This window comes from Pseudomonas purpurea, assembly GCF_039908635.1.
Lineage (GTDB): Bacteria > Pseudomonadota > Gammaproteobacteria > Pseudomonadales > Pseudomonadaceae > Aquipseudomonas > Aquipseudomonas purpurea.
In genome coordinates, this window is sequence record NZ_CP150918.1 from 1,910,712 (window position 1) to 1,934,336 (window position 23,625).

Here is a 23,625-nt window from a genome sequence, read left to right on the forward strand (position 1 = left end):
TGAAATTATTATTCAAGCCCAATTTCAGGCCAGTTTCGGAGGCTAAGACTGCCGCACTTTCGCCTTTCACGCCAGTCGCAGATGGTCGATAGCTCTGTGCTACTGCACCCAACGCTGAAGAATTTGCTGCAGATCAGTGCGTTTGAAAGGCTTGGCCAGATAGTCGTTCATGCCCGCTGACAGGCAGGCCTCGCGGTCCCCCTGCAAGGCATTGGCAGTCAGCGCGATGATCGGCACATCGGCGCAGCCCGGCAGTTCACGGATCTGTCGGGTGGCTTCGTAACCATCGATGACCGGCAACCGGCAATCCATCAGGATCGCCTCGAACATCAGGCTCTCGGCACTCTTCACCGCCTGCGCACCATCGGTGGCCACACTGACAGTGAAGCCCAGGCTGCGCAACATTGCCTGGATGACCGTCTGATTGACCGGATTATCTTCGACCAGCAACACATTGCGGCCTTCGCCATGACCGTTGCCGGCCGGCGTGCGTGGCGCCAGCACCGGCAGCGTGAGCCTGGACAGTGCCAGCGGAATTTCCAGGGTGAACACCGAGCCCAGGCCTTCTTCGCTCTGGGCGCGCAGGGTGCCGCCCATTCGCTCGGCGAGGGTCCGGGCAATCGGCAGGCCCAGCCCGGTGCCGCCGTAACGCCGGGAGATCGAGCTGTCGGCCTGCTGGAAGGCATTGAACATCGACTCCAGGCTTTGTGCCGAAATGCCGATCCCGCTGTCGCGCACGGTGCAGGTGAACCACAGCAGTTCGTGGTCCAGCGCTTGCCACTGCGCCTCGATCGAGATCCGCCCCTGTTCGGTGAACTTCAAGGCGTTGCCGATCAGGTTGACCAGGATCTGCCGGATCCGCGTCGGGTCGCCCTGCACCTGCAAGGCCTGCATGTCGTCGGGGACCAGCAGGTCCAGGCTCAACCCGCGCTGCGTGGCACTGTGCTGGAAAGACTGGGCCGAGTTGCCGATCAGCTCGGCGAGGTTGAACGGGATATGTTCCAGTTCCAGCGCCGAACGTTCGATGCGCGAGAAATCGAGAATGTCGTTGATGACCTTGAGCAAGTGCTCGGTGGATTCGGACGCCAGCGCGGCGTACTCGATCTGTTCCTCGGTCATGTCGGTGGTTTCGAGCAGTTGCAGCATGCCCAGCACGCCATTCATCGGCGTGCGCAATTCGTGGCTCATCATCGCCAGGAAGTCGGATTTGGCGTTGTTGGCTTTCTCCGCTTCTTCGCGGGTCTGGATCAGTTGCGCCATGGCCTGGTGCTGCTCGCGGCTGGCGACTTCCAGGCCGTTGGCCAGGTTATTGATGTGCCGCGACAGTGCGCCGAGTTCGGTATCGTCGACGATCGGCAGCGGGGTTTTGTAATCGCCCTGTTGTATCGCCTTGACCGCGTTGCCGATGTCGCGCAGCGGCTTCGACAGGCCGGCCGCCAGGCGCCGGGCGACGAGAAAGGTAAAGAGCAGGGCAAACAAGGCAAGGACGCCGGCCTTGAGAAGGATTTCCTGCTGGCGCTGGCTGAAGGCATCGTTGGACATGCCGACAATCACTCGCCCCAGGTAATCCTCGGCAGTGGCATGGGCCGGTGCCTGCTGGCTCTGAAGAAAATCGTTGCCGAGTGCAATCCGCTGCAAGCGAACCGGGGCCTGGAACACCTCGACCTTCTGCGAGCGGTTGTGGATTTCCGAGGGCTGCTCGACGTACACCAGAATGTGGTTGGTGCTGTCCTGGACTTCGAGGAAGCGCACGTGTGGTGTGGCCAGCGAAGCCTTCATCAGGCTTTCGAGCACTTCGTTGTTACCGGAGATCACCCCGTATTCGGTGGCGGGCGCCAGTTGGTTGGCGATCAGTTGACCGGTGTGGTTGAGTTCCTGACGCAAATCCTGCAGCCGCACGAAGGTGAAAAAGCTGATCAGCAGCAAGGTCAGCAGCAGGGCCGGGCCGAGGCTGATGATTTGGGTGCGGGTGCTGATGTCCCAACGGCGACGCAAGCTCATGGACGGTTTTCTCCTTCGGCCAACTGGGCGGCCACGGTCCCGGGGTCGATCTGTTCGATGCCCAGGGAGCGGGCGACTTGCGGGTTGCTCAAGACTTTGAAGGGTTGCGGGTACAACGCGCGTGGCCAACTGGCGGGTGGACGGTCCAGCAGATGATCCAGCATCTGCAACCAGTCACTTTGATCGCTGTAGGTACTGGCCAGGCTGCCGGCCTTGACGAAGCCGGCATTGGGGCCGATCAGCGCGAGTTGTTGGCCGTAGCTGCTGAGCAACAGGTTTTTGGCGGTTTTCGGGTTGTAGAGCCCGGGGTCGTCCAGCCCCAGCAGCACGTCACTGTTGCGCAGCAAGGTTTGCAAAGGGCGGCTGTCCTGAGTGTTGTCCCAGCGCTCGGCGACGATTTTCAGGCCCAGAGGCCGGGCAGCCTGTTGCAGTTCCTTGAGCAAAAACTCGCTGCCCTTGCCATACAGCACGCCGACCCGCTGCACCTGGGGCAGGAGTTTTTTCGTCAGGCGCAGTTGGCGGATCAGGGGCGGGTCACTCCACAACAGCGTCAGGCGCGCCGGCACGCTGTTGCCCAGGCGCTGATTGGCTTGCAGACGGCTGATGCGCAGCACGAGGGTCGGTGGTCCCTGAGCGTCTTGCAGGCGCCAGTCCAGGCTCGGCAGGTCGAGCAGGATCAGTCGGGTGCTGGCCGGTAGCTTCGCCGGCACCGGCAGGCTGGCAAACGGGGCGAAGCGCACGTTGTCCTTGGGCCGCTGTTTGGCCAGTGCCTGGGTAAAGGCCTGGACGGCAGGGCTGTCATGGGCGCCGGTCAGCAGAACATCGGCCGCCCACGCGGGGGCGCCGAGCCCTAGCCAGCCCAGTAGCAACATCCCGATGCAGCCTATGCGCCAAAGGGTGGGCGTCGGCATGTCAGAACTCTAGCTGCGCGCTGACATACAGCACGTGGCGCGAATCGTAGCGGTTGTCGACGAAGGTCGTCGGCTGGTTGTCCAGGCGCTGCTGGAGGATGCCGGCCAGTTCCAGGTTGGCCCGGCCCAGGGCGATGCGTTTGGCCACGCGTGTGTCGACCCGCTCGAAGCCGTAGCCGTTGAGCGCGTCGTCACCATAGTAGAAGAGCGCACTGTTCCAGCCGTTGCCCCAGTCCCGCAGCCAACCGGCCGAGCCACTGTTGCGTGCGCTCTGTTGCTCGTCACGCGGGTTGCTCGCGTTGGCATCGACGTAGGCGTAAGTCAGGCGCAAACGGTCATTGCTGCTGACATGCCAGTCGAGTTGGGTTTCAGTGCCAGTGAAGCGTGCGGAGTTGCTGTTGCTGGCAATGAACTGATTGTTGCGCAGCGGCTCGCTGATCATCCCGGTGATTTCGTCGTAGAACAGTTTGACGTCGACGTTCAGTCCCAGGTCGGCGAAAAAGCCGTTGTAGCCCAGTTCCCGCGAGCGCATGTGCTCCTGGTCCAGATCGCCGGGGCCGCGGGTCTTGACGAAGTAACGGGCGCTGGACTGCCCGTAGGCACCGGGGCTGAGGTTGGTTACCCGGTAGCTCCAGTTGACGCTGTTCTCGAACATATCGGGCGAGCGCACGGCTTCCGAGTACACCGCCCGCAGGCCGTGGCGCGGGTTGATCAGGTAGTTGACGGCCACCCGTGGGGTGAGGGAGCTGCCGATCATTTGGGTGTTTTCGAACATGGCGCCACCTTGCAGCAGCCAGTGTTCGCTGGCCCGCCACTCAAGTTGGCCGAACGCGCGCCAGGTGGTGTCGTCGAGGGTGCCATTGAAGTACGTCTCGGAGTCGGCCCGGTCGTAACGATAGTTCACGCCGCTGACCAGCCGCAGGCTGTCGGACAGGCTCAAGGTGTCTTGCACTTCGAGGTCGTAGCGCGACTCCCGGGCGCTCTGGTCGATGTCGCCGCAGATCGTCTGCCGGGCGCCGTTTCGCCATTGCTCCAGCACTTGATTGCCCAGCGCCTGTTCGGCCGGTGTGCCGGCGGGGGCACCGGTGCCGGTGAAGCGTTCCATGTGGCGAGCCAGGCGTTCGGTGTAGTTGGGGTTGAGCTGCCAGAGCCGGGTCAGTTCCGGGCTGAACGAGACTTCGGCGTCGCAGGCGCGCCAGGTTTGCTGGCGGTCCCAGTGCTGGGCCGAACCCTGCACATAGAGGCTGTGATCCGGGTGGATGTCCAGGTTCCAGCGTACGGAGCTGGCGTAGTCCTTGGCTATCACGTCGGAATTGTTACCGGCGGAGGTAATTCCGGAGAACACGGGGCGGTAGGTATACGGTCGCTGATTGCTGCCGTCCTTGGCGTTCAACTGCCAGTCCAGGCTCTGCTGCTCGTTCAGCGTCTGGCTGACGGCGAGGCTGAAGCGGTTCAAGCGGCGGCTGTCGCGGTAATCGGCGCCCGTGCGGTCGGTGTCGAAACCGTCGTCCTCCTGGCCGGACAGCGACAAACGCAGGTCGCCGCTGTCCCAGCCGGTGCCCTGGCTGGCGTACCAGTCGCTGATGCCGCGCTGGCCTCGGGTGATCTTCATGCGCGTGCCATGGCTGTTGGCCGGTGCGCGGGTGATGACGTTGACCACCGCCATCAGTGCATTGGCGCCGTAACTGACGGTGTTGGGCCCGCGAAAGACTTCGATGCGCTCGATGTCTTCCATGGCCACCGGGATGTCGCTCCAGTCCACCGTCGCCAGGCCGGCGCGGTACACCGAGCGTCCGTCGATCAGCACCTGCATCCGCCGCGCTTCGCTGGCACTGGTGCCGTGGTAGTTCACCGCCGCCTGATTGCCATTGATATTGCCGACCATCATCCCCGGCACCAGCCGCAGCAATTCGCTGATGTCCCGGGCGCCGCTGGCCTTGATCAGTTCACTGTCGATCACCGTCATGCTGCCCGGCACCGCCGCCGCTGACTGTTTGAGTCGCGTGGCGGTCAGGACCTGCGGGAGCGGTTGATCGTCCAGGAACAGGTCATCGCCCAACACGGGTGCGCTGAAAAGCAGCGCCAGGACGAATGACGAACGAGGGAGGGGAGGGCCAAAAGACACGGCACAGCCTTGGTAAGCGAATAATTGGCGCGCATGGTAACCGAGCTGGTCGAGTTTTCCAGTCACGATGCCGGCATTTTCCTCGGTTTTGATGGTCGACTTCCTACAAGTGTAGGTAATTGTGATGGGGGCTGGCCCGCCGTGGGCCGCTCCGTATAATGCCGACATCGCCACTGGTATGGATTAACGGATTGCATATGACTGAACAGCGCCCAATTGCGGTCCTGGGAGGCGGAAGTTTCGGGACCGCCGTGGCCAACCTGCTGGCCGAAAACGGTCATCCGGTGCGGCAGTGGATGCGAGACCCGGAACAGGCCGAGGCCATTCGGGTCAATCGCGAGAATCCACGCTACCTCAAGGGCATCAAGATCCATCCGGGAGTGGAGCCGGTCACCGACTTGCTGGCGACACTCACCGCTTGCGAGCTGTGCTTCGTCGCGTTGCCGTCCAGCGCCTTGCGCGCGGTGCTGGCGCCCCATGCCGAGTGCCTCGACGGCAAGCTGCTGGTGAGCCTGACCAAAGGCATCGAAGCCCATACGTTCAAGCTGATGAGCCAGATCCTCGAAGAGATCGCCCCCAAGGCGCGCATCGGCGTGCTGTCCGGGCCCAACCTTGCGCGTGAAGTCGCCGAGCACGCGTTGACCGCCACCGTGGTCGCCAGCGAAGACGAAGCGCTTTGCCAGCGCGTCCAGGAGGCATTGCACGGCCGGACCTTCCGGGTGTACGCCAGCGCCGACCGTTTTGGCGTGGAACTGGGCGGCGCACTGAAAAACGTCTACGCGATCATCGCCGGCATGGCCGTGGCGCTGGGCATGGGCGAAAACACCAAAAGCATGCTGATTACCCGCGCACTGGCGGAAATGACCCGTTTTGCGGTGAATCAGGGCGCCAACCCGATGACCTTCTTGGGGCTGGCCGGGGTCGGTGACCTGATCGTCACCTGCTCGTCGGACAAAAGCCGTAACTATCAGGTCGGTTTCGCCCTGGGTCAGGGCTTGAGCCTGGAAGAGGCGGTGACGCGCCTGGGCGAAGTCGCCGAGGGCGTCAACACCCTCAAGGTGCTCAAGGCCAAGGCTCAGGAGGTGGGCGTCTACATGCCGCTGGTCGCCGGTTTGCATGCGATTCTGTTTGAAGGGCGCACGCTCAATCAGGTCATCGAGTTGCTGATGCGCGGCGAGCCGAAAACCGACGTCGACTTTATCTCCACCAGCGGTTTCAACTGAGCACGACAGGAGCGAGACATGAATGATCAAAACGAGGCACCCAAGTACGAATCCATTCTGCTGCGCGTGCTGTGGATGCTGATCTATGTGCTGGTCTGGCAAGTGGCACAGTTCATCCTTGGCGCGGTGGTGCTGGTGCAGCTCATCTATCGGCTTATCTACGGTGCGCCGAGCGCCGGCCTGATGAACTTCGGTGACAGCCTGAGCCAGTTTCTGGCGCAGATCGGCCGCTTTGGCAGTTTCCACAGTGACCAGAAACCCTGGCCGTTCGCCGATTGGCCGACCCCGCGCAAACCCGAAGGCGAAGCCCCGCACACCGTGCCACCGGCGCCGCATTCGGCCCGCGATGAGGAGCCAAAGCTATGAAGCTCTGGGTGTTGCGTCACGGTGAAGCCGAGTCTCACGCCCGTAGCGACGCCGAACGGGAGCTGACCGCCCACGGCCGCGAAGAAGTCTTGCGCAGCGCGGCGCAACTGATTGGCCTGCCGATCCAGGCGATCCTCGCCAGCCCTTACGTGCGGGCGCAACAGACCGCGCAACTGGTGCGCGAGGCGTTGGGTTTCGAGCCCGAGATCCGCACCGTGTCGTGGTTGACACCGGACAGCAACCCGTTGGCCGCTGTGGACCAGATCGACACCACAGACAACCTGTTGCTGGTCAGCCACCAGCCGTTGGTGGGCAACCTGATCGGGTTCTTGCAGCACGGCCACTTGCGGGCGCCGCAACCGATGAACACCGCCAGCCTGGCCGAGCTTGAAGCTGATTTGCCGCTGGCGGGGGGCATGACGCTCAACAGCATCAAACACCCGTAACCCGCTTTTGTGTGGGAGCGAGCTTGCTCGCGATAGCTGCACCCCGGTTTATCAGATGTATCGAGGCGCTGCTTTTCGCGAGCAGGCTCGCTCCCGCATGACCGGTGACGTTGCTGATTTTTGTGTGAAATAGCCAACCAAGCAGGTGCTTGGTTGACTACGCTTGCCGCCACATCGAACAAAAAGGAGCGCCTGCCATGTCCGCCGCTTTTCGTTTGCCGCTGCAAGTGTTCTTTGAGCGCGAAGCCCGTCACCCCCATCAGCGTTACCTGGTCCAGCCTTTGGGCGGTGGGCAGGTGCAAACCCTGACCTGGGCCGACGTCGGTCACCAGGCCCCGCTGCGCCGCCCATTGGCTGCGAGCCCGGGAGCTGCCGCAGGGCAGTCACATCGCCCTGATCTCGAAAAACTGCGCGCACTGGATCATTGCCGACCTGGCGATCTGGATGGCGGGCCACGTGTCCGTTCCCCTTTATCCGAACCTGACCGCCGACTCGGTGGCGCAAGTGCTGGAGCATTCCGAAGCGGCGCTGGCGTTCATCGGCAAACTCGATGACTGGCCGAGCATGGCCCCGGGGCTCAGGCCCGACTTACCGACCATCAGCCTGCCGCTGTGCCCGCCAGGGGCGTTCGACTTCACCTGGGATGACTTGCAAGCGAGTTCACCGATTCAGGATACGCCGTCGCCCGGCGCCGAGCGGTTGGCGACAATCATCTACACCTCCGGCACCACGGGCCTGCCCAAAGGTGTGATGCACAGTTTTGGCACCCTCGGTTTTGCCACCACCCACGGCACCGGACTGTTCGGGCTCAATGAGTCGGATCGGCTCCTGTCTTACCTGCCGCTGTGCCATGTGGCTGAACGGATGTTTGTCGAGCTGGCGTCGATCTACACCGGGCAGACGGTGTTTTTCGCCGAGAGCCTGGAAACCTTCATCAGCGATTTGCAACGTGCCCGGCCGACGGCGCTGTTTGGCGTACCGCGTATCTGGACTAAATTCCAGATGGGCGTGTATAGCAAAGTCCCGGCCAAACGCCTGGATTTCCTGCTGGGGCTGCCCATCATCGGCAAGCAGGTGGGGCGCAAAGTGCTGGCCGGGCTTGGGCTGGACGCCTTGCGCGTGGCGCTGTCCGGTGCCGCGCCTGTGCCGCAGACCTTGCTGCGCTGGTATCAACGGCTCGGGCTGGACGTGCTGGAGGTCTACGGCATGACCGAAAGCTGTGGTTATTCCCACATCTGCCTGCCGGGCCAGAACCGCCCAGGCTGGATCGGCAAGCCGTGCCCGGAGGTCGAAGTGCGCATTGATGCGTCCGGCGAGGTCCAGGTGCGTAGCGGGGCGACCATGCTCGGCTATTACAAGGAACCGCAGAAAACCGCCGAGACTATTACTGAGGACGGTTTTTTGCGCACCGGTGACAAGGGTGAGCAGGACGCCGAAGGCAACCTGCGCCTGACCGGGCGGCTCAAGGAAATCTTCAAGACCAGCAAAGGCAAATACGTCGCCCCGGCGCCGATTGAAAACCGCCTGGCGGTGCATTCGCGCATCGAACAGGTGTGCGTGGTCGGTGACGGGTTGAGTGCGCCGCTGGGGCTGTGCGTGCTGTCGGCGGTGGGTTTGCTGGACGCCGCCAGCGGTGCGCGCAGTGGATTGCAGTCGAGCCTGGAAACCTTGCTCGATGAGGTCAACGGTGGCCTCGACAAGCATGAACGGCTGCGGCGGCTGGTGGTGGTCAAGGACAACTGGGCGGTGGAAAACGGCTTTCTGACGCCGACCCTGAAGATCAAGCGCAACGCCGTCGAGGCGGCGTATGGCGCTCGCTTCGAGGAATGGAGCGAGCGCTCCGAAGCCGTGCTGTGGCAGGATTGAACGCCAATAAAACCAACAAAAGGACGTAACCATGAGCCTCTGGCGCACCCTTCCAAACATCGAGCAGTTGAACGCGATCCAGAAAAACACCATCGGCGAAGTGCTGGATATTCGCTTCGAGGGCTTCGATGACGAATCGCTGACCGCGAGCATGGTCATCGACCATCGCACCCACCAGCCTTACGGCCTGCTGCATGGTGGCGCCTCGGTGGTGCTTGCCGAAACGGTCGGTTCCATGGCCAGTTTCCTGTGCATCGACGTCAGCAAGTTCTATTGCGTGGGCCTGGAAATCAACGCCAATCACTTGCGCGGCCTGCGCAGCGGGCGGGTGACGGCGGTGGCAAAAGCCATCCACATCGGCCGCACCACCCATGTCTGGGACATCCGCCTGAGCAGCGACGAAGGCAAGGCCAGTTGTGTGTCGCGCCTGACCATGGCGGTGGTGCCGTTGGGTGAAACGCCGCCCAGCAAATAATCGCAGGGGACGGCGGCTCCGTTGTCGGATTCAAGCATTTGAGTAGCTATGGCGCCGCTGGATCTGTCTGTCAGGGAATCTGGCTGTCGTTGTTTGCACATCCGAACTCATGTTGTCTACGGCTTGCGGGCGAAATCCCCGATAGCCATCTTGAGCGAGTTGCATAATTGGAGCGCGATATTCAGTGAGCCCCAAGAGGGCGCCGCTGACGGCGCCGCTTGCAATGTTCGCCAGCGTCCCTCGCTCTGCGGCAGGTAAACCGGTGGCGTGTGCGGTCACGGCTTCAGCCGCCGCGCCTACACCGTAAGCGAACACGCTGGAAGTAATCCTGCCAGTCACTCCAAGCGCGGTATCAGCGAGCGGCGGTGTTTGCAGTGGGGTGGTGCCCGGGGTGAACGTTGTTCCTGGATGACGCCCCCGCAACCATGTACCGACAAGCCCATCTGCTCCCTCTATCAAAGGAGCGATCCAACTGCGAATGGATTCCGGTACAAATCGACCGAATGCACCGTTGAGCGCATTCGTGACGGCATAGGCTGATGCCGTACGATAGATGGTCGGCATTCGTTGCTGCAAATTGACGCTCCCCCAAGGAAAGTTTGCACCATGCCCCCTGAGTATTTGCTGTGAAGTTTCTCGAATGATGGCACCGACTGCTGCGCCTATTCGGTTGATCGCCGCCTGGTTAAGTTCTACCTCTGATTCGTCCGTTGCCCCACCGTCGTGACTCCACACTGTCGGCGAAACACCTATCAGGAATCCGGTTCCAGCACCGAATGCCACTGCATTACGATGAAGTCGGGCCGCCAGTCCTCCCCCGACAATCGCGACGGCAATCCCATCAAGTGTGCCGGCGGTTATTTCCAGCGCAGTGTTGGTTGCATGACTGGGCGTCAAGGTGTTGAGTGCCGCAACGGTCGATATTTGCGCCAAGCCCCCCATACCTCTGGAAATGAAATCACGCATAAAGGCTGATGAAGACGCATCACGAAGTTGTGTGGTTTGTACGGATTGTGCGTTTTCACCTGCCAGCCCGGCTATATCCACATGGCTCACCGGATTGCCATGCACCATCGCATACAAATTCAACCCGTCCGCCGTCCCTGCCGGGTCTGCACTCAACCAGCGCTGGCGCCAGGGCACGTAGTACCGATGGCCGTAGTAATACAATCCCGTTGCGTCGCGTTCCTTGCCTGAGTAACGAATGGTCTTGTAGCTCGCCTCGACCTTGTCGCGCCCGGCCCACCAGGCCGTTCCACCGTAGGGGTAGTAACTTTCCTGGCTGATGAGTTCGGCCTTGTCGTCCAGCTCCAAAGTGCTTGAGCCCAGATGATCGCTGAAGGTGTAGCGGTGCTGGTTCTGGGCAATGCCGGTTTGCCGGCCCGACTTCCAGTGCAGGACCTGCACCGTGCAGCGTCCGGCCTGCACCGTGATGACATGGAGGGTTTCCTTGGGCCCTGTACGAATTTCCAGGCCCGGCAGGTAACGGGTTTCGTGCGTATGGGTCAGCCTGGCGGTGCTGGTGGTGCGGATTTTTCGCAGGCGTTGGCCATGGTCGTCGTAGAGGTAGCATTCGTTGTCGTCGGGTTCGTCTTCGCGTACGACCTGATCGACCTGACGCAACTGGTTACGCAGGTTCCAGCTCAGGTGCTGACCGGGTTGCAAGGTCTTCAGGTTGCCGTTGAGGTCATACCCGTCGCGAATCGTGTCTTCCCCTGGCGGTTCACCGTTGGCGGTGAAAGGCAGGCTGCGGTTACTGACGGTGGCGATGGCACTGCGCTCGGTACGGTTGCCGCTGTCGGCGCAGTGGCGCAGGACTTCCAGGTTGCCGCTGGCGTCGTAGTCGTAGGTCTGGTGGTAGTTTTCAAGCTGGCTTGTGTCAACGGGCGACTGGAAGCCCGGTAGCGCGGGGCCGCTGGTGGCATTGCGGATTTGCCGGCCGCGGGCTTCGATCAGTTGGTAGAGGCTGTCGTAGCGGTAGCGGTTGACCGACGCCGTGCGCTGGTTACGCAGGTAGCGACTCTGCTGGGCGGCATCGCTGATAGCGAGGATGTTGCCTACGGGGTCGTAGTCGTAAGTCAGGTCCTGTAGTGGCGCTTTTCCAGGTGCCTGAGCCTTGAGGGACACCAGACGGCCATCCTCCGGGCGATACGTTGCGCAGGACACCACATCATTTGCAGCGCGCTGTCGTTCAACCTGGCCGAAGGCGTTGTAGCGCAATTCGCTGAGCAGGCTCTGTTCATCGGTAACGTCCTGAAGTTTCAGGCGGACTTCACGCAGTTCCCCAGCGCAGGTCTGGCTGAATACCTGCCGATTGCCCTGCGTGTCGGTCTGGCTGAATAACTCTCCAGCAGCATTGCAGCGGATGCGAGTGGTTGCATGCTCAGGCTCCAGCAACAGATCGCGCTCAGCCTCGACGGCGGGCCAGTCCACCGACCAATGCGGCTCGGCGATGAACTGCCGGGAATGATCGAGGGGCGCACCCATGAGGCTGTATTCGCTGAAGTGCTGAGTACCGGCCGTGTCGTCATGGCGGATTAGCCGACCGCAGCGGTTGTGCTCCGCGGCCTCTGCTGTGGCGCCATCGTAGGCGAAGCATGCGGTACGGCGCTCCGGTTCACCTTTGCCGTGTTCGAAAATGGCACGTGTGCGTAGCTGTTCGTCATACACCACACGACTTTGGCTGTGTTTCTGATCCCATCCTTGCAGCCTTTGTCCGGCCGCACCCGGTAACCCAAGGCGCCAGCCTGCGTCGCTGTTTTCGGACAGCAGCGCGGCTCCCGACAGAGTGAAAACCGTGGACTGATTGGCCGCAGCGCCGGGGTTTCTCTCGAACCGTTGGAACTGACGAGGGTCGCGACACTGGATAAGGCGCCCGGCAGCATCATGAACCTGATGAGTGATTCGCACGTCCGGTGCATCGTCCGCGTTGCGGCGGTGATAGGCCACGGCACGCACCGCCAGCCCGCGAGGGTCGATCACAGCCAATGTGGGGGTGTGGGCGTGAGTCATGGGCAGTCCGTGTGAGCGAAATCAGGTAGAGGTTCTTTTCGGCTGTCCGCAGGGGCGTGTCAACTGTCAGAACTAACAGGTCGGCCCCATTGTCATGGCTGGACTGTCATCATTCCTGGCAGTTACGGTCATTGCTGTCGGGCGGCGTCTTACGGACAATCAACGCCTGTTTTGGTTTTTTCGGATGCACCGCTATGTCGCAGCAGATATTTTTTACTCACGCCAACGGCTTTCCTTCGGGCACTTACGGCAAGTTGTTCGCGGCGTTGGCGCCGGAGTATCAGGTTGCACACTTGCAGCAGCACGCCCATGACCCACGGTTCCCGGCGGACGATAACTGGCACAACCTGGTGGACGAGCTGATTCATCACCTTGAACAACAACCCGAGCCGGTATGGGGTGTTGGCCACTCGTTTGGCGGTGTGTTGCACCTGCACGCGGCGCTGCGTTGCCCAGAGCTGTATCACGGGGTGGTGATGCTCGATTCGCCGGTGCTGACCCGTACCGACCAGTGGGTGATCCGTGCGGCCAAGCGTTTCGGGTTCATCGATCGGCTGACCCCCGCCGGGCGTACTTTGGGGCGTCGCGAAGAGTTCACTGACCTGGAAGCAGCCCGCCACTATTTCGCGGGTAAAACCCTGTTCCGTGGTTTTGACCCGGAATGCTTCGACGCCTACCTGCAACACGGTCTGCATCAGGTCGGTGACCGGTTGCGGTTGCGCTTCGACCCCGCGACGGAAATCAGCATCTATCGCGGCGTGCCTCACGTCAGCCCTGGTCGTACCCGCCAGTTGAAAGTGCCATTGGCGGTGGTGCGCGGCCGTCAGAGCCGGGTGGTCATGCGTCATCACGCCAGCTCGGTCGGGCGTATGCCCCAGGGCGAATCCCTGACCATGCCCGGTGGCCACATGTTCCCGCTGGAGCGCCCGCAAGACACCGCGACGCTGCTCAAGGAGCTTTTCAGCCGTTGGCAAGGGCGCCATGAGCGCAGTTGCGCATGAGCCCGGTCGTCGAAGAGGTCCGCCTGAGCCTGCCGCACATCGAGCTGGCGGCGCACCTGTTCGGCCCGGAAGACGGGTTGCCGGTGATTGCCTTGCACGGCTGGCTGGACAATGCCAACAGCTTTGCTCGCCTGGCACCCAGGCTCAAAGGGCTGCGTATCGTCGCGCTGGACATGGCCGGTCACGGTCATTCCGGGCATCGACCGATGGGTGCCGGTTATGCCTTGTGGGATTACGCTCATGATGTGTTGTGCGTCGCCGAGCAGTTGGGCTGGAAGCGTTTTGCGCTGCTGGGCCATTCCATGGGGGCGATTGTTTCGGTGGTGCTGGCTGGCGCCTTGCCGGAGCGGGTAACTCACCTGGCGCTGATCGACGGAGTGATTCCGCCAACCGCGACCCACGAGAACGCCGCCGAGCGCATGGGCATGGCCCTGCAAGCGCAACTGGACCTGCAAGAAAAGCGCAAACCGGTCTACACCACGCTGGACCGGGCCATCGAGGCGCGGATGAAGGGGGTGGTGGCGGTCAGCCGGGAAGCCGCCGAGTTGTTGGCCCAGCGCGGCTTGATGCCGGTGGCGGGCGGTTACACCTGGCGCACCGACAGTCGTCTGACCCTGGCCTCACCCTTGCGTCTGTCAGAAGAGCAGGCCATGTCCTTCGTGCAGCGGGTGAGTTGTCCTGCGCAATTGGTGGTTGCGGCTGACGGAATGCTTGCCAAGCATTCGGAGTTGCTTGAGCGTCTACCCTTTAGCCGTGAACAGCTGCCCGGCGGCCATCATGTGCACCTCAATGACGAGCCCGGTGCCGCCCTTGTTGCAGACTGTTTCAATCGGTTCTTCGCCGTTCCTTGACTTGCAGCGGGCAACTGTCGAGGCTGGGCGGGTTGAAATGGGAGACAACCATGATAGATCTCTACACCGCTGCGACCCCGAATGGCCACAAGGTCTCTATCGTGCTCGAGGAACTCGACCTGCCCTACACGGTGCACGCCTTGAGTTTCGACCAGAAGGAACAAAAGGCACCTGCCTTTCTCAAGATCAATCCCAATGGCCGGATTCCGGCGATTGTCGACCGCGCCAACGGCGATTTTGCCGTGTTCGAATCCGGCGCGATTCTTGTCTACCTCGCCGAATTGAGCGGGCAACTGCTGCCCAAGGACCCGAAAGGACGTTCGGTGGCGATCCAGTGGCTGATGTTCCAGATGGGTGGCATCGGCCCGATGCAGGGCCAGGCCAACGTGTTTTTCCGTTACTTTCCGGAAAAACTCCAGGGCGCCATCGACCGCTACCAGCATGAAACCCGGCGTTTGTATGAAGTGCTGAACACGCGCCTGGAAACCGTCGAGTTTCTCGCCGACGAGTACAGCATTGCCGACATCGCCACGTACCCGTGGGTGCGTGGCCATGAATGGTCCGGCGTTTCGGTGGACGGCTTGCCGGCCTTGCAGCGCTGGATGGCGGCCATGGCCGCACGCCCGGCGGTCCAGCGTGGTTTGTTGGTGCCGCAACGCATTGACGATGCCAGCGTCGTCAAGGGCGCCCAGGCCATGCTGATCCGATGAGAATGCCTTCAAGGTTGAAAAGCATGCGTTTAATCAGTCTGTTGGGATTGGGGTGTTTCAGTTCGCTGGTGTTTGCCGTCGATGTCCCCGCAAGTCACGATTTACCGCAGGTGCCACGTATGGCCGATGCCCAGATCGTCGACTATCGGCCCGCGGCGCCGCTTGAGCGGATCTATCCCATGGGCTCGATCCGCAAAATCAGTGGCCAGTTGCGCTTCGACGGTCAGGTCAGTGCCCGGGGGCAAGCTACTTCGGTAACCTACGAGTTGCCGCCGGAGCATTCGTCCACCGAAGCCTTCACCGCCGCCCGCGAAGCCCTGCAAAAGCAGGGCGCCGAGTTGCTGTTCTGGTGTCAGGCCCGCGATTGCGGCGAAAGCAGCCTCTGGGCCAACGAAGTCTTCGGCAATGCCAAGCTGTATGGCTCCGACAACGAACAGGCCTACCTGTTGTTGCGTCTGGCGGCCCCGCAGGACAATTCGCTGGTGGCGCTCTACAGCATCACCCGTGGCAATCGCCGGGCTTACCTGCATGTCGAGCAGTTCGACGCCAATGCGCCGTTGGGTGAGCTGCTGCCGACCTCGGCGACCTTGCTGCGTCAACTCAAGGACACCGGCACGCTGGACTTCGCCAGGCTTGGCGGCGAGCCACAGGCCGCATGGCTGACCCTGCTTTCACGCGGGTTGAACCTGGACACCACGTTGCGGGTCAGTTTGTCTGGCGCCACGGCCGAAGCCTGGCGACAGGCGCTGGTGGGGCAGGGCGTTCGGGCGGCGCGGATGGAGACCGGTACGGTCGACACGCCGGGCCTGCATATCGAATTGCTGCGATAAACCGCTCTGGGGCGAACGTGCGGCCCGCCGTTCGCCTACTCTTTGTCGATTGACCTTTCACGAGACTGTTCATGCTCAATAACGATCGACTGTTGGTGCAGATTCTGTTGCTGGTGCTGTTTGGCGCCAGTTTCTGGGTGATGGCGCCGTTCTGGTCGGCGCTGTTCTGGGGGGCGGTGCTGGCGTTCGCCAGTTGGCCGCTGATGCGCCTGCTGACCCGTTTGCTTAACGGGCGTGAGTCGCTTGCGGCCGCGTTGCTGACCCTGGGCTGGATGGTGCTGGTGGCGGCACCGATGGTCTGGCTGGGTTTGAACCTGGCTGATCATGTGCGCGATGCCACGACGTTCATCAAGGATGTTCAGGTCGATGGCCTGCCGGAAGCGCCGGTCTGGCTGGCAACGGTTCCTCTGGTCGGAGAACGGCTGGTGGGGCTCTGGAACAGCATCGATCAACAGGGTGCGGCGCTGATGCTGGCGGTCAAACCCTATCTGGGGCAGGTCGGCAACTGGTTGCTGGCGCGTAGCGCGCAGATCGGCGGCGGAATCCTGGAACTGACCTTAAGTATCGTGTTCGTGTTCTTTTTCTACCGCGATGGCCCGCGCCTGGCGATGTTCGTCCATCGCTTGCTGGAGCGGCTGATCGGTGACCGCGCCGGTTACTACATCGAACTGGTGGCCGGTACGGTACAGCGGGTGGTCAACGGGGTGATCGGCACTGCTGCCGCGCAGGCCATCCTGGCGGTGATCGGTTTCCTGATCGCCGGTGTCCCCGGTGCGCTGGTGCTGGGCATCGTGACTTTCCTGCTCAGCCTGATTCCCATGGGCCCGCCGCTGGTGTGGATTCCCGCCACGGCGTGGCTGGCCTGGAAAGGCGAGTACGGGATGGCGGTGTTCCTCGGTATCTGGGGCACGTTCATCATCAGCGGTGTCGACAACGTGCTCAAACCCTACCTCATCAGCCGTGGCGGTAACCTGCCGCTGGTGATTGTGTTGCTGGGGGTGTTTGGCGGGTTGATTGCCTTCGGCTTCATTGGCCTGTTTATCGGCCCGACTTTGCTGGCGGTGGCGTACAGCCTGTTGATCGACTGGAGTGCGAGCCAGGCGCGGGGTGAAGACAAACGCTGACCGACGAAGGCGAGGGCGCAGGTTCCCTCGCTACCGCGCTCGGATCGCGACGCTCAGGCACTGACCCACGCAGCGGCGTATCTGTTGCGCTGCCTACAGGGAAGCAGGCGTGCGTGACAAGCGAACGACCGCCGTCAGGCCGCCTCCCGGGGTCTCTTCCAGGCTCAACTGTCCGCCCATGCGTTGCGCGGCCTCGCGGGCGATGGTCATGCCCAGGCCAACGCCGCCGGAGTTGCGATTGCGTGAACCTTCCAGGCGATAGAACGGCTCGAACACCGCTTCACGTTTGTCCGCCGCGATCCCGGGGCCGTGATCAATGACACGAATCAGCAACTGCTCGCGGTTGTCTTCAAGGCTGATCAAGGCGTACCCGGCGTAGCGCAAGGCGTTGTCCAACAGGTTGTTGAGGCAGGAGCGCAAGGCCATTGGCTGCACGTGCAACGGTGCGCAGTGGCCTTGGGCCTGAACGTCGGCCCCCTGGTCCTGAGCGTTTTCGCTGAGGGATTCAACCAGTGCCTGCACATCCATCAACTGCCAGGCTTCGCTGGTGCGTTGTTCGTGCAGGTAGCTGAGGGTGGCGTCGAGCATGCCGATCATGTCGTCGAGGTCCTGGCGCATCTGCCCCTGCAACTTGTGGTCGTCAATCTGTTCGAGTCTTAGCTTGAGGCGCGACAGCGGCGTGCGCAGGTCATGGGAAACAGCGCCGAGCATGCGCCCGCGCTGCTGCACTTGCTGGCGAATGCGTTGCTGCATCAGGTTGAAGGTGTGCGCGGCTTGCCGCGCCTCGCGCGGGCCGGACTCATCGAGTGGCGGGCTGTCGAGGTTTTCGCTGAGGCGTTCGGCGGCGGCGCTCAAGCGCTGGATCGGCCGGCTCAGCAACTTGGCACCGTACCAGGCGGCAATAATCAGGGAAATGAACTGGAAGGTCAGCGGCACCAACGGCCCGCCAAACCACGGCCGTGGCGGGCGTGGTTCGAAGCGCGGATGGGGCGGGCGAGTCCCGTCAAGTTCGGCGGAAAACCGCGATGGTGGCGCAGGTGGAGGGCCGTAATGGTGAAACCAGAAAAACGCCAGCAGGTGCGCCAGCACGATCGCCACCAGCAGCACCCCGAACAGGCGGCCGAACAGCGTATCGAAGCGCATGCGCATCAGCCGATGTCTCGGGCGTCGAACAGGTAACCCTCGCCACGTACGGTCTTGATCAATTGCGGGGCCTTGGGGTCGTCGCCAAGTTTTTGCCGCAGGCGCGAGACCAGCAGGTCGATGCTGCGATCAAACGCCTCGATCGAGCGGCCCCGGGCCGCGTCGAGCAACTGTTCACGGCTGAGCACCCGGCGCGGACGTTCGATAAATACCCAGAGCAGGCGGAATTCGGCGTTCGACAGCGGCACCACCAGGCCATCGTCGGCGATCAATTGGCGCAACACGCTGTTGAGCCGCCAGTTGTCGAAGCGGATATTGGCGCGCTGCTCGGTGCGGTCGTCGCGCACCCGGCGCAGAATGGTCTGAATCCGTGCCACCAGCTCCCGAGGTTCGAACGGCTTGGCCATGTAATCGTCGGCACCCAGTTCCAGGCCGATAATCCGGTCGGTGGGTTCACAACGGGCGGTGAGCATCAGGATCGGGATGTCCGACTCGCTGCGCAGCCAGCGGCACAGCGACAAACCGTCTTCGCCGGGCAGCATCAGGTCGAGGACCACCACGTCGAAGTGCTCGGCCAGCAACGCCTGGCGCATGGCGTTGCCATCGGTCACGCCGCTGGCGAGGATGTTGAAGCGGGCCAGGTAGTCGATCAGCAGCTCGCGGATCGGTACGTCATCGTCGACGATCAGCGCGCGGGTGTTCCAGCGTTTGTCGTCGGCCGAGGCGGACGTTTTCAGGTCATCATTCATCGGAGCTGGACTGTTGTGCATGGAGGGTTCATCTGCCATAGAGGCTGCCAACCACAAAAGATAGGCTGCGAGGTTGTGGTTTCAGCATAGGCGTCCGGCCGCAAGGCGGGAAGCGCTGCAAGGACGTAGTGCGGCGCAAGAGGGTAGCCCCGGCGAATGTTGTGGACGTGTCGTGTGTGTATCGAAGTCGACACAAATGCTGGCGTTGCACGGGTTGCAGTTGCCGTTGAGGATGAATTACCGATCATCGGGTCCCGTACGGGCTCGCGTTCCGCTACAATGCGCGCCGATTTCGACTTGCCTGAGAGCCCACTCATGTCCGCCTGCCAGACTCCTATCATCGTCGCCCTGGATTTCCCTACCCGTGACGCCGCACTGAAGCTGGCCGACCAGTTGGACCCGAAACTGTGCCGGGTCAAAGTCGGTAAAGAGCTGTTCACCAGCTGCGCTTCGGAAATTGTCGGGACCCTGCGCGACAAGGGTTTCGAAGTGTTCCTGGACCTCAAGTTCCACGACATCCCGAACACCACCGCCATGGCGGTCAAGGCTGCGGCGGAAATGGGCGTGTGGATGGTCAATGTGCACTGCTCCGGTGGCCTGCGCATGATGGCCGCGTGCCGCGAAGTGCTCGACCAGCGCACGGGCCCGAAACCGCTGCTGATTGGCGTGACCGTGCTGACCAGCATGGAGCGTGAGGACCTGGCGGGCATCGGCCTGGACATCGAACCGCAGGAGCAGGTGCTGCGCCTCGCGGCCCTGGCGGAAAAAGCCGGGATGGACGGCTTGGTGTGCTCAGCCCTGGAAGCCCAGGCGCTGAAAGCCGCGCACCCGTCGCTGCAACTGGTGACCCCGGGGATTCGTCCGGCGGGCAGCGCCCAGGACGACCAGCGCCGAATCCTGACGCCACGCCAGGCCCTGGATGCCGGTTCCGACTACCTGGTAATCGGTCGTCCGATCAGCCAGGCGGCTGATCCGGCCAAGGCACTGGCCGCCGTAGTCGCCGAACTGGCGTAAACGCTACTGAAACTGTGGGAGCGGGCTTGCTCGCGAAGAGAGTATCAGGGACATCAATGTCGCCTGACACACTGCTTTCGCGAACAAGCCCGCTCCCACATTTGTTTGTGGTGTCTTCAGATATTGGGTCAGACCTTCAACACCAGCTTGCCGAAGTTCTCACCGCTGAACAGCTTCATCAGCGTTTCCGGGAACGTCTCCAGCCCTTCAACGATGTCTTCCTTGCTCTTGAGTTGCCCCTTGGCCATCCACTCGGCCATCTCCTGGCCGGCAGCGGCGAATTGCGCGGCGTAATCCATCACCACGAAACCCTCCATTCGCGCACGGTTGACCAGCAACGACAGGTAATTGGCCGGGCCCTTGACCGCCTCTTTGTTGTTGTACTGGCTGATGGCGCCGCAGATCACCACGCGCGCCTTCATGTTCAGGCGGCTGAGCACGGCATCGAGAATATCGCCGCCAACGTTGTCGAAATACACGTCGACCCCTTTCGGGCATTCGCGTTTGAGACCGGCAATGACGTCTTCATTCTTGTAGTCGATGACACCGTCGAAACCCAACTCATCCATCAGAAACTTGCATTTGTCGGCGCCGCCCGCAATGCCGACCACGCGGCAGCCTTTGATTTTGGCGATCTGCCCGGCGATGCTGCCTACCGCACCGGCGGCGCCGGACAGCACCACGGTTTCACCGGCCTTCGGCGCGCCGACATCGAGCAGGGCGAAATAGGCGGTCATGCCGGTCATGCCCAGGGCTGACAGGTAGCGCGGCAACGGCGCCAGTTTCGGATCTACCTTGTAGAAACCTCTAGGCTCGCCCAGGAAGTAATCCTGCACACCCAGCGCGCCGTTGACGTAATCGCCCACCGCAAACCCCGGGTTGTTCGAAGCAATGACTTGGCCCACGCCCAGCGCCCGCATGACTTCACCAAGGCCCACGGGCGGGATGTACGACTTGCCTTCGTTCATCCAGCCACGCATGGCCGGGTCCAGTGACAGGTACTCGTTCTTGACCAGGATCTGGCCCGCCGCCGGTTCGCCGACCGGAACCTGCTGATAGGTGAAGGTTTCGCGAGTCGCTGCACCCACCGGGCGTTTGGCGAGGAGGAACTGACGGTTGATCTGGGCAGTCATGGCGAGTACTCATCGTTCAATGGAGTCTGATTGATAGACCCTCGCGGCAGATGTCGCAAGGTCTGCCGGCCCAGCGAATGCAGCCTGATCCAGCCTCGTGATAATAGTGCCGGTATCCTTATCACTGCCGTCGATGGCGAACCCACCGGGCGCTTGATAGTGCTGCCGCGTGGTCAGTGGCTGTGGCTAGACTGCGAGAACACGCCCCCCGCACTCTTCGAGGACAGATCAATGAGCATGACGTTTTCCGGCCAGGTAGCTTTGGTGACAGGCGCTGCTGCTGGTATCGGCCGCGCAACGGCCCTGGCATTCGCCGCCGAAGGCTTGAAAGTCGTGGTTTCCGACCTCGATGTGGCGGGTGGCGAGGGCACGGTCCAGTTGATTCGGGCCGGCGGCGGCGAAGCTGTGTTCGTGCGCTGCAATGTCACCCTGGAAGCCGACGTCCAGAACCTGATGGCGCAGGCTGTGAATGCGTATGGTCGTGTTGACTACGCCTTCAATAACGCCGGGATCGAGATCGAAAAAGGCAAACTTGCAGAGGGCACGGTGGAGGAGTTCGACGCGATCATGGGCGTCAACGTCAAAGGTGTCTGGCTGTGCATGAAGCACCAGTTGCCCTTGATGCTCGCTCAGGGCGGCGGGGCTATCGTCAATACCGCGTCCGTGGCAGGGCTGGGCGCTGCGCCGAAAATGAGCATCTACGCGGCGTCCAAACATGCCGTGATCGGCCTCACCAAATCGGCGGCGATCGAGTACGCGAAGAAGCAAATCCGGGTCAACGCGGTATGTCCGGCGGTGATCGACACCGACATGTTCCGTCGGGCTTATGAGGCAGACCCGAAAAAGGCCGAATTTGCCAGCGCGATGCACCCGGTCGGGCGGATTGGCAAGGTTGAGGAAATCGCCAGCGCGGTGCTCTATCTGTGCAGCGACGGCGCGGCGTTCACCACAGGCCATTCGCTGGCAGTCGATGGGGGTGTGACCGCGATCTAGTCGACTCGTCGAGGGCAAACGGCTCTGACGCTGTGGTGGAGCGAAAACCCGTCACGTAGGAAAACCCCGCGCTATCACGCGGGGTTTTTCTTTTTCTCAAACATGCCTCACGACGAGCCTCGGGCGATGTGTTTCAAAGCGTTAGCTCAGCGCTTTTTGACGGCGTTGTCGCACATCGTTCCGTGAGTGCCTGTGCTTAACTGCGAGCAGAAAAAACAACCGGTTAGGGAGATGGTTACTCATGGAATTGAGAATCGATCGACAGGCCATGGTGCCCGTCGTGCAGCAAATCGTCGACGCGCTGGCTGGCTGGATTCGCCAGGGCGCGGTACAGCCTGGAACGCGCCTGCCTTCCGTTCGCCAACTGGCCAAGGACAATCTGCTCAGTCAGTCGAGCGTCTTCGAAGCCTATGAGCGGATGATTGCCCAAGGCGTTCTCGCCGCACGCCAGGGCTCGGGTTTTGTCGTCGCCGAGCCGCCAATCGTGGTCACCCATCCGGGCGACAAGCCCTGGTACGAAGGTGCCGAGGCCAATTGGGAGCGGTTTACCGACAGTCCGCTGGGGGAGTTGAAGTTGGGGTGTGGCGGCTTGCCGGAGAGCTGGCGCGAGAGTGATGACCTCAGCTATGCCATTCGCGAGGTGGCGCGCACCGACATGGCCGGGTTGTTCAACTACAGCACGCCCTTGGGGCTGCCGGCCTTGCGCCAACAGCTTCACAAGCGCTTGAAGCACATCAACATCGAGGTTGATGAAGGGCGAATCATGACCACCCACGGTGCGAGCCACGGGCTGGACCTGATCGTGCGTACGCTGCTCAAGCCGGGCGATTGCGTGGTGGTTGAAACCCCCGGTTACTCGAATCTTTTCGATTTGCTGCGCCTGCACGGCATCACCTTGCTCGAGGTGCCGAGAACCCCGCGAGGGCCGGACGTCGAGGCGCTTGAAAGGCTTTTGAGTCGCCATCAGCCCCGAGCCCTGTTCATCAACAGCCTGTATCACAACCCCACGGGCAGCAGCCTGACACCGACCATCGCCCAGCGCATCCTGGAACTGGCCAAAGCCCATGGCCTGTTGATTGTCGAAGACGATGTCTACGCAGATTTACAAAGCAGTGCCGGTACTCGCCTGGCGGCCCTGGACACCGATCAGTCGGTGATTTACGTCGGCAGTTTCTCGAAAACCCTCAGCAGTTCGCTGCGGGTCGGTTTTGTGGTGGCCAGCGCCGAGATCATCTCGCGCCTGGCGGAAGTGAAAATGGTCAGTGGCATGGGCGCTTCACGCTTTTGCGAGTCGGTGCTGTGCGGCCTGCTGGCCAACGGTGCCTATCGCAAACTGGTGCAGCGTCAGCGCCAGCGGTTGAGCGGTGACATGGCCAGCGCATTGCAGGTCCTGGAGGACGCCGAATGGCAGGTGTTCGGCAGGCCCAGTGGCGGCCTGTTTATCTGGGGGCGATCGCAGCTGTGTGACTACCCTCGGGTGCGTACGCTGGCGCAGCAATGTGGTGTGTTGTTGTCGTCCCGGACTGCGTTCAGCCCCGGTGGCGAAGCCAGTGACTGGCTGCGTATCAACGTCGCCTATGCCAGTGATCCGCGTGCGTTGAGGTTTTTCCAGGCAACAGCTTTGCCGGATCGACGTCAACCGTCCTGAAAAC

19 protein-coding genes and 1 pseudogene are annotated in these 23,625 nt (G+C 62.1%); 13 read left to right on the plus strand and 7 right to left on the minus strand.

The genetic code is table 11. From position 1 onward, the window contains the following. Positions 1–99: 99 nt before the first annotated feature. The 3 genes from AABM54_RS08565 to AABM54_RS08575 are packed head-to-tail and all read right to left on the minus strand — an operon-like array spanning position 100 to position 5,037. Complete coding sequence (locus AABM54_RS08565; RefSeq protein WP_347904854.1) at positions 100–2,001, minus strand: response regulator; 1,902 nt, start codon at positions 1,999–2,001, stop codon at positions 100–102. Then, complete coding sequence (locus AABM54_RS08570) at positions 1,998–2,912, minus strand: ABC transporter substrate-binding protein (RefSeq protein WP_347904855.1); 915 nt, start codon at positions 2,910–2,912, stop codon at positions 1,998–2,000. Before AABM54_RS08570 ends, AABM54_RS08565 begins: the two co-directional genes overlap by 4 nt. Before the next feature lies 1 nt (position 2,913). After that, entirely contained in the window at positions 2,914–5,037 is a 2,124-nt protein-coding gene (locus AABM54_RS08575) for a TonB-dependent receptor (protein ID WP_347904856.1), read from the minus strand. Positions 5,038–5,234: 197 nt separating this feature from the next. On the opposite strand from AABM54_RS08575, the gene AABM54_RS08580 reads away from it, so the two are divergent. The 5 genes and pseudogenes from AABM54_RS08580 (at position 5,235) to AABM54_RS08600 (ending at position 9,413) form a co-directional block, all read left to right on the plus strand. Then, the gene (locus AABM54_RS08580) at positions 5,235–6,260 is read left to right on the plus strand and encodes an NAD(P)H-dependent glycerol-3-phosphate dehydrogenase (protein WP_347904857.1); all 1,026 of its coding nucleotides are present in this window, start codon (positions 5,235–5,237) and stop codon (positions 6,258–6,260) included. Between the two features lie 18 nt (positions 6,261–6,278). After that, positions 6,279–6,626: a DUF4389 domain-containing protein gene (locus tag AABM54_RS08585; RefSeq protein ID WP_347904858.1), complete on the plus strand. Its 348-nt coding sequence runs from the start codon at positions 6,279–6,281 to the stop codon at positions 6,624–6,626. Further along, complete coding sequence (gene sixA / locus AABM54_RS08590) at positions 6,623–7,072, plus strand: phosphohistidine phosphatase SixA (protein WP_347904859.1); 450 nt, start codon at positions 6,623–6,625, stop codon at positions 7,070–7,072. Before AABM54_RS08585 ends, sixA begins: the two co-directional genes overlap by 4 nt. Positions 7,073–7,269: 197 nt before the next feature. Further along, a pseudogene (locus tag AABM54_RS08595) lies at positions 7,270–8,938 on the plus strand (AMP-binding protein). Positions 8,939–8,969: 31 nt separating this feature from the next. Further along, a complete protein-coding gene (locus AABM54_RS08600; RefSeq protein WP_347904860.1) occupies positions 8,970–9,413 on the plus strand; it encodes a hotdog fold thioesterase in 444 nt (147 codons plus the stop codon). 30 nt (positions 9,414–9,443) lie between these two features. Here AABM54_RS08600 and AABM54_RS08605 read toward each other — a convergent pair whose 3' ends face one another. Beyond that, positions 9,444–12,425 (minus strand): RHS repeat-associated core domain-containing protein, encoded by a 2,982-nt coding sequence (locus AABM54_RS08605; RefSeq protein WP_347904861.1) that lies wholly within the window; start codon positions 12,423–12,425, stop codon positions 9,444–9,446. 194 nt (positions 12,426–12,619) lie between these two features. Between AABM54_RS08605 and AABM54_RS08610 the strand changes: the two genes are divergently transcribed. The 5 genes from AABM54_RS08610 to AABM54_RS08630 all read left to right on the plus strand — a co-directional run bounded on the left by AABM54_RS08610 (position 12,620) and on the right by AABM54_RS08630 (position 16,941). After that, positions 12,620–13,426: an alpha/beta hydrolase gene (locus AABM54_RS08610; RefSeq protein ID WP_347904862.1), complete on the plus strand. Its 807-nt coding sequence runs from the start codon at positions 12,620–12,622 to the stop codon at positions 13,424–13,426. Continuing rightward, entirely contained in the window at positions 13,423–14,277 is an 855-nt protein-coding gene (locus AABM54_RS08615) for an alpha/beta hydrolase (RefSeq protein ID WP_347904863.1), read from the plus strand. The genes AABM54_RS08610 and AABM54_RS08615 overlap by 4 nt, the downstream gene beginning before the upstream one ends. Before the next feature lie 50 nt (positions 14,278–14,327). Continuing rightward, positions 14,328–14,987, plus strand: a complete 660-nt coding sequence (locus tag AABM54_RS08620) for a glutathione S-transferase N-terminal domain-containing protein (protein WP_347904864.1) — start codon at positions 14,328–14,330, stop codon at positions 14,985–14,987. A 23-nt stretch (positions 14,988–15,010) separates the two neighbouring features. After that, a complete protein-coding gene (locus AABM54_RS08625; RefSeq protein WP_347904865.1) occupies positions 15,011–15,817 on the plus strand; it encodes a DUF4892 domain-containing protein in 807 nt (268 codons plus the stop codon). Positions 15,818–15,888: 71 nt separating this feature from the next. Continuing rightward, positions 15,889–16,941 (plus strand): AI-2E family transporter, encoded by a 1,053-nt coding sequence (locus tag AABM54_RS08630; protein WP_347904866.1) that lies wholly within the window; start codon positions 15,889–15,891, stop codon positions 16,939–16,941. Positions 16,942–17,034: 93 nt separating this feature from the next. Here AABM54_RS08630 and AABM54_RS08635 read toward each other — a convergent pair whose 3' ends face one another. Together AABM54_RS08635 and AABM54_RS08640 are read right to left on the minus strand one after the other, a co-directional pair. Beyond that, positions 17,035–18,090: a HAMP domain-containing sensor histidine kinase gene (locus AABM54_RS08635; protein ID WP_347904867.1), complete on the minus strand. Its 1,056-nt coding sequence runs from the start codon at positions 18,088–18,090 to the stop codon at positions 17,035–17,037. Next, a complete protein-coding gene (locus tag AABM54_RS08640) occupies positions 18,090–18,854 on the minus strand; it encodes a response regulator (RefSeq protein WP_347904868.1) in 765 nt (254 codons plus the stop codon). The genes AABM54_RS08635 and AABM54_RS08640 overlap by 1 nt, the downstream gene beginning before the upstream one ends. 294 nt (positions 18,855–19,148) lie before the next feature. On the opposite strand from AABM54_RS08640, the gene pyrF reads away from it, so the two are divergent. Further along, complete coding sequence (gene pyrF / locus AABM54_RS08645) at positions 19,149–19,847, plus strand: orotidine-5'-phosphate decarboxylase (protein ID WP_305502938.1); 699 nt, start codon at positions 19,149–19,151, stop codon at positions 19,845–19,847. Positions 19,848–19,975: 128 nt separating this feature from the next. Here pyrF and AABM54_RS08650 read toward each other — a convergent pair whose 3' ends face one another. After that, positions 19,976–20,980: an NADP-dependent oxidoreductase gene (locus tag AABM54_RS08650; RefSeq protein WP_347904869.1), complete on the minus strand. Its 1,005-nt coding sequence runs from the start codon at positions 20,978–20,980 to the stop codon at positions 19,976–19,978. A gap of 231 nt (positions 20,981–21,211) precedes the next feature. On the opposite strand from AABM54_RS08650, the gene AABM54_RS08655 reads away from it, so the two are divergent. Together AABM54_RS08655 and AABM54_RS08660 are read left to right on the plus strand one after the other, a co-directional pair. After that, entirely contained in the window at positions 21,212–21,973 is a 762-nt protein-coding gene (locus AABM54_RS08655) for an SDR family oxidoreductase (protein WP_347904870.1), read from the plus strand. A 241-nt stretch (positions 21,974–22,214) separates the two neighbouring features. Further along, entirely contained in the window at positions 22,215–23,621 is a 1,407-nt protein-coding gene (locus AABM54_RS08660; protein ID WP_347904871.1) for a PLP-dependent aminotransferase family protein, read from the plus strand. The last annotated feature ends 4 nt before the right edge of the window (positions 23,622–23,625 follow it).

What these genes read in the sequence shown, in the direction of transcription:
- AABM54_RS08565 (WP_347904854.1), bottom strand. Translation starts at nt 2,001, where the DNA reads ATGAGCTTGCGTCGCCGTTGGGACATCAGCACCCGCACCCAAATCATC.
- AABM54_RS08570 (WP_347904855.1), bottom strand. Translation starts at nt 2,912, where the DNA reads ATGCCGACGCCCACCCTTTGGCGCATAGGCTGCATCGGGATGTTGCTA.
- AABM54_RS08580 (WP_347904857.1), top strand. Translation starts at nt 5,235, where the DNA reads ATGACTGAACAGCGCCCAATTGCGGTCCTGGGAGGCGGAAGTTTCGGG.
- AABM54_RS08585 (WP_347904858.1), top strand. Translation starts at nt 6,279, where the DNA reads ATGAATGATCAAAACGAGGCACCCAAGTACGAATCCATTCTGCTGCGC.
- sixA (WP_347904859.1), top strand. Translation starts at nt 6,623, where the DNA reads ATGAAGCTCTGGGTGTTGCGTCACGGTGAAGCCGAGTCTCACGCCCGT.
- AABM54_RS08600 (WP_347904860.1), top strand. Translation starts at nt 8,970, where the DNA reads ATGAGCCTCTGGCGCACCCTTCCAAACATCGAGCAGTTGAACGCGATC.
- AABM54_RS08605 (WP_347904861.1), bottom strand. Translation starts at nt 12,425, where the DNA reads ATGACTCACGCCCACACCCCCACATTGGCTGTGATCGACCCTCGCGGG.
- AABM54_RS08610 (WP_347904862.1), top strand. Translation starts at nt 12,620, where the DNA reads ATGTCGCAGCAGATATTTTTTACTCACGCCAACGGCTTTCCTTCGGGC.
- AABM54_RS08615 (WP_347904863.1), top strand. Translation starts at nt 13,423, where the DNA reads ATGAGCCCGGTCGTCGAAGAGGTCCGCCTGAGCCTGCCGCACATCGAG.
- AABM54_RS08620 (WP_347904864.1), top strand. Translation starts at nt 14,328, where the DNA reads ATGATAGATCTCTACACCGCTGCGACCCCGAATGGCCACAAGGTCTCT.
- AABM54_RS08625 (WP_347904865.1), top strand. Translation starts at nt 15,011, where the DNA reads ATGCGTTTAATCAGTCTGTTGGGATTGGGGTGTTTCAGTTCGCTGGTG.
- AABM54_RS08630 (WP_347904866.1), top strand. Translation starts at nt 15,889, where the DNA reads ATGCTCAATAACGATCGACTGTTGGTGCAGATTCTGTTGCTGGTGCTG.
- AABM54_RS08635 (WP_347904867.1), bottom strand. Translation starts at nt 18,090, where the DNA reads ATGCGCATGCGCTTCGATACGCTGTTCGGCCGCCTGTTCGGGGTGCTG.
- AABM54_RS08640 (WP_347904868.1), bottom strand. Translation starts at nt 18,854, where the DNA reads ATGCACAACAGTCCAGCTCCGATGAATGATGACCTGAAAACGTCCGCC.
- pyrF (WP_305502938.1), top strand. Translation starts at nt 19,149, where the DNA reads ATGTCCGCCTGCCAGACTCCTATCATCGTCGCCCTGGATTTCCCTACC.
- AABM54_RS08650 (WP_347904869.1), bottom strand. Translation starts at nt 20,980, where the DNA reads ATGACTGCCCAGATCAACCGTCAGTTCCTCCTCGCCAAACGCCCGGTG.
- AABM54_RS08655 (WP_347904870.1), top strand. Translation starts at nt 21,212, where the DNA reads ATGAGCATGACGTTTTCCGGCCAGGTAGCTTTGGTGACAGGCGCTGCT.
- AABM54_RS08660 (WP_347904871.1), top strand. Translation starts at nt 22,215, where the DNA reads ATGGAATTGAGAATCGATCGACAGGCCATGGTGCCCGTCGTGCAGCAA.